This is a genomic window from Flavobacteriales bacterium, assembly GCA_021296215.1.
Lineage (GTDB): Bacteria > Bacteroidota > Bacteroidia > Flavobacteriales > ECT2AJA-044 > ECT2AJA-044.
Map to the genome: position 1 here is coordinate 63,895 of JAGWBA010000002.1, position 9,308 is coordinate 73,202.

Here is a 9,308-nt window from a genome sequence, read left to right on the forward strand (position 1 = left end):
TAAAATTACTTAGTTTTCAGGCATGAAACAGCTTTTTACTCTCCTTTTGTTCACGGGATTATTCACTAATGCGTTGGCACAAGCCGGAGGCGAGGATTGCTCCTCAGCGACGGTGATTCCTTCGATTCCATTCGTCGGGTCTGGGTCAACATCTGCCGCTACCAACGATTACGAGGAAACTTGTCCGGATATGGGCAATCTAGGTGGTGCAAAGGATGTGATCTATAAATATACTACTGGGAATAGTGTAGAGTACATCACGCTAAGCCTTTGTATCGCAGGGACCAATTACGACTCGCAGTTATACGTGTACCAAGGTACTTGTCAGTCGGGAACCGCCTATGCATGCCAAGAAGACGGATGCCAAAGCCCGGCCTACAACAATGCCTACAACAGCGAGATCATCAACCTCATGCTCTTGGCCAATACCGATTATTACATCGTTATCGACGGATATGTAGCGGGCTCCATGGGAAACTACCAGTTGAACGCGGATCCAGGGGTGGCTCCTCCTCCCACGCAAATCCCTTTTGGAGATAGCACGACATTACTTCCCACCTCAACGGTATCGGCTCGGTCGGGTTCTCCCATGGCCATCAGCGATATGAACAACGATGGCTTGGACGATATTATTCGACTACACAACAGACAGACTCTTCTGATCTCTTACCAACAGCCGAACGGTACATTTACCGAACTCAGCCTAGGAAATGTAGCTCCCGTCTATAAAGTATGGGCCATATGTGTAACCGATGTCGATACTAATGGTTACAACGATATTGCGATCGGGGATGCCAACGATGTAAAGATTTTTATGGCCGACGCTACCGGAAGCAGTTACACGTCACAATCGATCAACACCAGCCCCATCTTCGCACAAGGAATGAATTTCGTCGACATAAACAACGACGGCGGTGTGGAGCTCTTTGTGTGTAATGACGTGGGTGAAAGTCACCTCTATCAATTCAGCGGTACGTCATGGTCGAGAAATACAACTGCGATCGACTTCACTACCACACCGGGTTCCAATAAGTCCGGAAACTACGGTTCTTTGTTCACGGATTTGGACAATGATGGAGATCTCGACCTGTACATCACTAAGTGTCGTCAAGGGGTTACGAGCACCTCCGACGGCAGACGGATCAATCAGTGGATCGAAAACACGGGCTCAGGTATGTGGAGCGAGAACACTTCAACCATTCTTCGCGACAGTGCTCAAAGCTGGGTAACTGATTTTGGCGATATCGACAACGATGGGGACCTCGATGCCTTCGTTATGAACCACGATCAAGTTTCGCGCTTCTACCGAAATACAGGTAACGGCGTATTCGAAGAGCTTACCACCTTTGCCGGACTCACTCAAACGAGCTTCGCGGGTATTCAAACTTATTTCCGCGATTTCAACAACGATGGCTATCTAGACCTTTTGGCCACCGGTTCGGAACACAGGCTATGGATCAATAATGGCGACACCACCTTTACCTTGGATATAGACCCATTTGGGGTAGTTAACGACTGGATCCTCAGTGCGGTAGTGGGTGATCTCAACCACGACGGCTTCCTCGATCTGTATACCAGCTACGGTAACATTTACAATACGGCCTCAGGTTCAGCGATCGACCGGTTATGGTTGAACAACGGAGCTAACGGGAATCACTTCCTTCAGCTCAACCTCGAGGGTGTGGTGAGTAACTACAACGGAATTGGTGCCCGCATCGAGGCTTATGGCCCTTGGGGCATTCAGGTTCGTGAGGTACGCGCAGGCGAAGGCTATGGAACTCAAAACACCTTTACACAGCACTTTGGACTCGGTACAGAGACCGTAGTCGATTCTATCGTGGTGAAGTGGCCATCCGGCATGGTCGATTACCTATACGACGTCCAGGCTGATCAATGGCTCGATGTCGTTGAGGGTTCTTTCCCTGCTCCTCAGGTCGTGTTGTCTAACGGTCAGAGCTCAAGCGTTACGGATTCATCGGCAACAATCGGAGTCCAAATGCTGCTTCGCGAAGATTTTGATACCGATGTCCTCTTCACTTATTGGCCCGAAGGAGGCGCTCCGACAAGCGGAAACGGAGGAACGTTCAATTTGGCCGGTGGCGGCCAGCAGGTATTTCAGTCCAGCTTGGACCTCAACAACTTGTTCGCGGATACCACATACCACTGGACCGTTCAGGCGACTTTCGACGCGACGGGCCAGAATTTGGTCTTTACATTCGACACATTGAGCTTTAATACCTTGTCGACACAGCTCGATTCAAATGCCGTAGTTTTCTCCAACGAGCAAACTACGAGTATCACGGACTCCTCGGCCACCTTGGAGGTCGATATGGAGTTGCGCCAAGACTTCAACACGGATGTCACTTTTACCTACTGGCCTGAAGGCGGTGCTGCGCAATCGATGAGCGGAGGCACCTATAACCCGGGCGGTTCGGGAACCCAAGTCTTTAATCTGACCGCAAGCCTCAACGGCTTGATGGACGACACCACCTACCATTGGACCGTAGAAGCGGCCTTAGACCCTGCCGGTAACAATATGCTGTTTACGCACGATACGGTGAGTTTTCAAACTTTGCCAGCCCCGATTGACTCCGCGGCCGTAGAGTTGCGGAACTTCAGCGGAATGAATTTTGGTTGGGCAACGGCCTTGGTATCGGTCGATACCCGCATTCGAAAAGATGGCCCTGTAAAACTCGAGGCTTATTACTGGCCGGTATTAGAACCCGGTCAATTGCAGGTAGATTCGCTCGCGACCTACGACCTTCAAGGAGGTGCGCCTGCCACTTTTGCAAGCACGGACACCTTGTACACTTGGGGCCACGGTGAATACGACTTTGCGATAAAGGCGACCTACCTGCCGATGTCGACGGCTGATGAATTTTGGACGGACACTGTTCGACTATTCATTACGGGTTCCGTGAATGAATTTGCGGCGGATCTACTCAAGATATATCCGAATCCAACTTCCGGGACCTTGATGATCGAAACTACGCCTGAACTCGAACGCCTATATCCGAGCTACAAATTGTACGACGCACAGGCGTGCGTTATATCGGAAATCGCCGAGCCGAAGTCGAACGAGCGATTGCAGATCGATGCCCCGGCGGGTATTTACTTCCTAAAGGTAAGCACCCGTGAAGGATCCGGCAGAACGTACCGCATCGCCAAACAATAAGAAAAGGCGCCTTTCGGTGCACCTTTGTCGTTCATTGGGCCGCAGGCCCAGAATCACTAAAACCTCAGGAGCGCGCTTGCCCAGGTGAAGCCCGAGCCAAACGCCGCCAGCATCACGAGGTCTCCCTCCTTTACTTTGCCTTCCTGCACGGCTTCGGAAAGTGCAATGGGTATCGAGGCGGCCGTAGTATTTCCGTAGCGCATGATGTTGTTGTACACCTGATCGTCGGACAATCCCATCTTCTTTTGAATGAACTGAGAAATCCGCAGGTTGGCCTGGTGCGGCACCAACATATCGATATCGTTGGGTCCGTATCCATTGGTCTTTAAGGCTTCCATGATCACCTCCGCGAAACGCGTTACGGCGTGTTTGAACACGAAATTACCGTTCATGTAAGGGTAATAGCTCACGTCTTCGGGGTAGTTCTCTTCGATGATGGTATCTACCCAGCGGCGAGTGGCCGGGCCGATCAGCACCAGCTCCTCGGCGTGTTTTCCCTCTGAGTGCAAGTGCGTAGACATAACGCCGTGGTCATCTCCTTCGTAACGCTGAAGGACCGCAGCTCCGGCACCATCGCCAAAGATCACCGACACTCCTCTACCGCGAGCCGTCATTTCGAGTCCGCCCGAGTGATACTCCGCCCCGATCACCAGAACGTTCTTATACATCCCGGTCTTAATGAATTGATCGGACACGGAAAGCGCATATACGAAGCCCGAACATTGATTGCGCACGTCGAGTGCACCGATCTCCTGAATGCCGAGTTGCTCTTGAACCTGTACACCTGGTCCCGGAAAGTAGTAATCAGGGCTCAGGGTAGCGAAAACGATGAAATTGATATCGTCCTTGGTGAGACCGGCATTTTCAATGGCCATGAGCGCGGCCTTGGTACCCATGGTACTCGTTGTATCTTCCTTTCCGTCGGCAAACCGCCGTTCCTTGATACCAGTACGCTCCTGAATCCACGCGTCGTTGGTGTCCATATGCTTCGACAGGTCGTCATTCGTCACCACTTTCGGCGGCACATAATGACCCATGCCCACTATTCGTGAATTATACATTTATCAATCTGTTTTGGTTATGGTTCGGAGGCTCTGTGCCTGCGGCACGATTGGCACCTCACAGGATGAATATACACAAATATTGATTCGCGAATTCCGTCAAAATGACAGCGACCTGTCAGTTGACACCCCTTGGCACAGAACTTGGTCTTTGGCCGCTAAACAAAGCAATAGACCATGGCTAAAGGAAAAATAAACGTTCAGTCGGAGAATATTTTCCCGATCATCAAGAAATTCTTGTACAGCGATCAAGAGATCTTCGTTCGCGAATTGATCTCAAACGCAGTGGACGCTACACAGAAGCTTCAGACCTTGGCTCGGCTCGGAGATTTCAAGGGCGAAATGGGAGACACCACCATTGAAGTTTCGATCGACAAAGAAGCAAAGACCCTGACTTTCAAGGACAAGGGTATCGGAATGACCAGCGACGAGGTCAAGAAATACATCAACCAGGTCGCATTTTCAGGTGCTAAGGAGTTCATGTCTCAATACGAAGACAAAATGGACGGAAAAGGAATTATAGGAAACTTTGGACTTGGGTTCTATTCTTCGTTCATGGTGTCCGATAAAGTCGAGATCCACACTAAATCGTACAAGAACGGTGAAGGAACCGAAGCCGTTCGGTGGGAGTGCGATGGTGACCCCGAGTACCGCCTGACCAAAAGCAAAAAAGAGGATCGCGGATCAGAGATCGTCTTGCACATCAACGCAGAGTCGGCTGAATTCCTGGAAGAACACCGCATTCGCGAGATCCTCGACAAGTACTGTAAATTCCTTCCGGTTGAGATTCAATTCGAAACCAAAGAAATCGAAGAAGGAGAAGGCGATGATAAGGTAAAGAAGACCGTTCCGGATATCATCAACAATCCGAATCCAGCTTGGACCAAAGCTCCGAGCGATTTGGAAGAGCAGGATTACAAGGAATTTTACCGCGAGCTCTACCCTATGCAGTTCGACGAGCCCTTGTTCCACATTCATCTGAATGTCGACTACCCCTTCAATTTGACCGGAATACTGTTTTTCCCCAAGATCAAGAACAACATCGAAGTTCAGAAAGACAATATCCAGCTGTACAGCAATCAAGTTTTTGTTACCGATAGCGTTGAAGGTATTGTGCCGGACTTTTTGACACTCCTACAGGGGGTTATTGACTCGCCCGATATTCCGTTGAACGTATCGCGCAGTTATTTGCAAAGCGATAGCAATGTGAAGAAGATATCGGCTCACATCACCAAAAAGGTCGCTGATAAGCTCGAAGAGTTGTTCAAGAACGACCGCGAGCGCCTTGAGTCGATCTGGGAAGACATCAAGGTAATCATTGAGTACGGAATGTTGAGTGAAGAGAAATTCTTTGACAAAGCAAAAAATTTCAACCTCTACCCCAATGTCGGTGGCGAGCACTTCACCTTTGAAGAGTACACGGAAAAGATCAAAGCCGCTCAAACCGATAAGGACGGAAAGCTCGTGTACTTGTATACGAACAATCCCGAAGAGCAGCACGGGTTCATCGAAGAAGCCAAAGGACACGGCTACGATGTATTGCACCTCGATAGCCCGATCGTAGGACACTTACTCCAAAAGCTCGAAATGGATGGTGAAAAGATCACTTTTGCGCGAGTCGATAGCGAGCCGATCGAAAAGCTCATCGCTAAGGACGACGAGCATCCTTCTAAACTTACCGAGGAAGAGAAAGAAACTTTGAAACCCATTATCGAAGCTGCGGTGCCAAAAGAGCAATTCTCTGTTTCACTTGAAGCGCAAAGCGAGAAATCGCCTGCTTTCAGTATCACTCGTCCAGAATTCATGCGCCGGATGAAGGAAATGAGCATGACCGGTGGGGGCATGATGGGGATGGGCAACCTACCCGATAGCTTCAATCTGATCGTGAACGTCAATCATCCGCTCGTAGAGCGAATTCACACAGAAAAAGACGAGAGCAAGCGAAGCGAACTCATTAACCAGGGAGTAGACTTAGCCAAGTTGTCTCAGAATATGCTCAAGGGTGAGGCGCTCACGAGTTTCATCAAGCGCAGCTACGACCTCATCGACGCCTAAAATTTAGCCTTGTTTCAGATAAAGCCATCCTTCGGGGTGGCTTTATTGTTTCTGACCTACATAAAAACGTAACTTTTCGGTCAATCTTGAAGCAACGCTATGAACTTCACCCGGAGGTACACCCTGTACGGTTTTCTATTCGGGATGTTCTTTCCTCTGATCGCCACGCTGATCAGGGCCGAACACTTTCCGGACAGCTCGTATTTGGGCCTTCATCTGAACGACGGTCTCATGCTGATGATCGACACGGTGCCAATTTTTCTGGGACTATTTGCCTCCTTCGCAGGGCGGAAACAGGATCGACTAATCGAGTACAATAAAACGCTGGAAGAAAAGGTCATCGAGCGCACCCAAAAACTCGAAAAGCAAAAGGTGCAGCTCGAGATGGAAATAGAAAAAAGAAAGGCATACGAAAAGGATCTCATAGAGGCCAAGGAACTTGCTGAAGCCGGCGCAAGAGCCAAGTCGCAGTTCTTATCGACCATGAGTCACGAAATTCGAACACCTTTGAATGCCGTAATTGGCATGTCGGGGCTTTTGGCCGAAACGGAATTGTCTGAGGAGCAAGTAGACTTCGTGAGAACGATCAAGATTTCGGGGGAGAATCTCCTCAGGGTCATCAACAACATTCTGGATTACTCTAAAATTTAATCTGGAAAACTGGAACTGGAAGAGACCGAGTTTTATCTGGCAGACGTAGCTGAAGATACATTCGACTTGGTGAGTAGTCCGGCTTGATCCAAGAAATTGGAGCTGATGTACTTCATTGAGGAGGATGTTCCTCATTCCATTGTGTCTGATGTAACCCGTCTTCGTCAGGTACTTGTTAACCTCTGTAACAACGCGGTCAAATTCACTGATCAAGGTGAGATATACTTGAATATCCGTCGGCAAGACAGCGAATCGGGTGCTGAACTACTTTTCAAGTTGCGGGTTATCGGAATCGGCATTCCGAAAGAGAAACTGAATAAATTATTCGACAGCTTTACACAGGTGGATGCCTCCACAACCCGTCGCTTTGGCGGAACCGGTTTAGGGCTAGCCATTTGTAAGAAGATCGTTGAGGCCATGGGTGGGCACATCTGGGTAGAGAGTGACGAAGGGGAAGGAACTACTTTTTTCTTTGCCATTCCGTTGATCAAGGGAAGTCAGCTTTCAGCCAAGAAGCACATTATAGATCTTCATCAACTGGAGAACAAACAACTTCTACTACTTGATGACAATCCCACGAATTTGAGCATTCTCGAAAAGCAACTCCTCCCGCTCAATGTAAAGATGCGTTCAACAAAGAGCCCCATTGACGCTTTGGACTGGGTCGTTAATGAAAAGGGGGAATTCGATTTAGCCTTGGTCGATATGAACATGCCCGAAATGGATGGACTACAATGGGCAAAGGTCGTGAGGAAGAAATACGGTAAGTCGGAGCTCCCTGTTGTAGTGCTATCGAGTATTGGTAACTTACTGCACAAGGATGAAAAAGCGGACCTAAATGGCTATTTAACCAAGCCTGTAAGTCGGTTTCGACTTTACAAGCAGGTGGCTTCTGCGCTGGGGCTCAACAGCAATACTCTGGAGTTGGAGAATGAAGGCGATAGCACCTTTAGAAAGGACGTGAAAAATATTTCGATCGAAGACAAAATTCGAATACTTGTCGCCGAGGACAACCCCATCAATCAAAAAGTAATCGTCCACATGTTGCGTAAACTATGCTATGAACCCATTCTGGCATCAAACGGTAGCGAGGCCTATGAGTTATGCGAAAAGATCGATTTCGATTTGGTGTCCATGGACATGGAAATGCCCGAAATGGACGGAATAGAGGCCACTCGAAAGATATTGGCCTCTAGTCGCGAGAAACGGCCACTTATCATTGCTATGACGGCAAACGCCATGGTCGAAGATCAACAGCGATGTATCGAAGCGGGCATGAACGACTTCATCGCAAAACCTTTTACCATACAAGTGGTTCAGAAGATAATCAACCAATATTTTAGTAATGGATAATATGGATAACGTCAATGTATGGGCCGATAAGGCCATGGAGTTGATCATGGATTTCGGTCCAAAAGTGGTATCGGCCGTACTCGTCTTACTCATCGGTTTGCACATAATAAAGATGATTACAAGGCAAACTGGAAAACTCATTGAAAAGCGGGATGTCGACCCTACTCTTCGTCCATTCCTAAGTAGCATGGTCAATTGGGGGCTCAAAGCACTTCTCTTCATATCAGTCGCAGGTATGGTTGGAATCGCCACCACATCATTCGTGGCTGTTCTGGGAGCCGCATCCCTCGCTGTCGGTCTAGCTTTTCAGGGATCGCTGGCCAACTTTGCCGGAGGGTTTTTGATCTTGGTATTCAAACCATTCAAGGTGGGAGACCTTATCGAGGCACAAGGCCATATCGGAACGGTCGAAGAGATCCAGATCTTCCTCACCAAGATCGTCACGGTTCAAAACCACGTGGTGATATTGCCCAATGGAGCCCTTTCTAACGGGTCTTTAACGAATTATACGGCTAAAGAGAACGTACGAGTCGATATGACCTTTGGAATCTCGTACAGCTACGACATTGCCCGAGCCAAATAAGTGCTCCTTAAAGTCATCTCGGATCACCCAAAAACCCTCCCTGCTCCTGCACCCATGGTTGCGGTTTCAGGCCTGGGAGAAAGCTCCGTGAACATTGCCGCTCGTCCGCACGCTCACCCAACAGATTACTGGGAAGTCTATTTCGATTGCCTAGAAAAGGGCAAGCTGGAACTTGAAGCGGCCAGAATCGTTATTTCGTTTCCTCAGCGCGATATTCATTTGTACAAAACCGGTAGCGCGGAGTGAAAAGTAGTTCTGAGTTCTTAATTCTTAATTTTGAGGGTTTAAGACCAGAAGATTATTTACTAACGATTAGATATAGGTCTTGAAATTGAATCCCCCTCTTTAACAGGAAGGATTAAATTTCACGACCATGTTCCAAAGTTCTTTTTCCATTTCCTTAGGCTCTTTCTTCCACCTCCATTCACAT

The 9,308-nt window shown here is 48.6% G+C and carries 5 protein-coding genes and 1 pseudogene; 5 read left to right on the forward strand and 1 reads right to left on the reverse strand.

What is annotated here, in order from left to right; all coding sequences use genetic code 11:
- Positions 1-22: 22 nt before the first annotated feature.
- Positions 23-3,175: a VCBS repeat-containing protein gene (locus J4F31_00715; GenBank protein MCE2495103.1), complete on the forward strand. Its 3,153-nt coding sequence runs from the start codon at positions 23-25 to the stop codon at positions 3,173-3,175.
- Positions 3,176-3,231: 56 nt separating this feature from the next.
- Here J4F31_00715 and J4F31_00720 read toward each other — a convergent pair whose 3' ends face one another.
- Entirely contained in the window at positions 3,232-4,236 is a 1,005-nt protein-coding gene (locus tag J4F31_00720; protein ID MCE2495104.1) for a ketoacyl-ACP synthase III, read from the reverse strand.
- 177 nt (positions 4,237-4,413) lie between these two features.
- Here J4F31_00720 and htpG point away from each other — a divergent pair, with 177 nt between their 5' ends.
- The 4 genes and pseudogenes from htpG (at position 4,414) to J4F31_00740 (ending at position 9,124) form a co-directional block, all read left to right on the forward strand.
- Positions 4,414-6,291, forward strand: a complete 1,878-nt coding sequence (gene htpG, locus J4F31_00725; protein ID MCE2495105.1) for a molecular chaperone HtpG — start codon at positions 4,414-4,416, stop codon at positions 6,289-6,291.
- 99 nt (positions 6,292-6,390) lie between these two features.
- The gene (locus tag J4F31_00730; GenBank protein ID MCE2495106.1) at positions 6,391-6,942 is read left to right on the forward strand and encodes a hypothetical protein; all 552 of its coding nucleotides are present in this window, start codon (positions 6,391-6,393) and stop codon (positions 6,940-6,942) included.
- A gap of 105 nt (positions 6,943-7,047) precedes the next feature.
- Positions 7,048-8,295 (forward strand): response regulator, encoded by a 1,248-nt coding sequence (locus J4F31_00735; protein MCE2495107.1) that lies wholly within the window; start codon positions 7,048-7,050, stop codon positions 8,293-8,295.
- Position 8,296: 1 nt separating this feature from the next.
- Positions 8,297-9,124: pseudogene (locus J4F31_00740) on the forward strand (mechanosensitive ion channel).
- The last annotated feature ends 184 nt before the right edge of the window (positions 9,125-9,308 follow it).

Excerpts from the sequence above, each read along its gene's own strand:
- J4F31_00730 (MCE2495106.1), top strand. The coding sequence starts at position 6,391 with ATGAACTTCACCCGGAGGTACACCCTGTACGGTTTTCTATTCGGGATG.
- htpG (MCE2495105.1), top strand. The coding sequence starts at position 4,414 with ATGGCTAAAGGAAAAATAAACGTTCAGTCGGAGAATATTTTCCCGATC.
- J4F31_00715 (MCE2495103.1), top strand. The coding sequence starts at position 23 with ATGAAACAGCTTTTTACTCTCCTTTTGTTCACGGGATTATTCACTAAT.
- J4F31_00735 (MCE2495107.1), top strand. The coding sequence starts at position 7,048 with ATGTACTTCATTGAGGAGGATGTTCCTCATTCCATTGTGTCTGATGTA.
- J4F31_00720 (MCE2495104.1), bottom strand. The coding sequence starts at position 4,236 with ATGTATAATTCACGAATAGTGGGCATGGGTCATTATGTGCCGCCGAAA.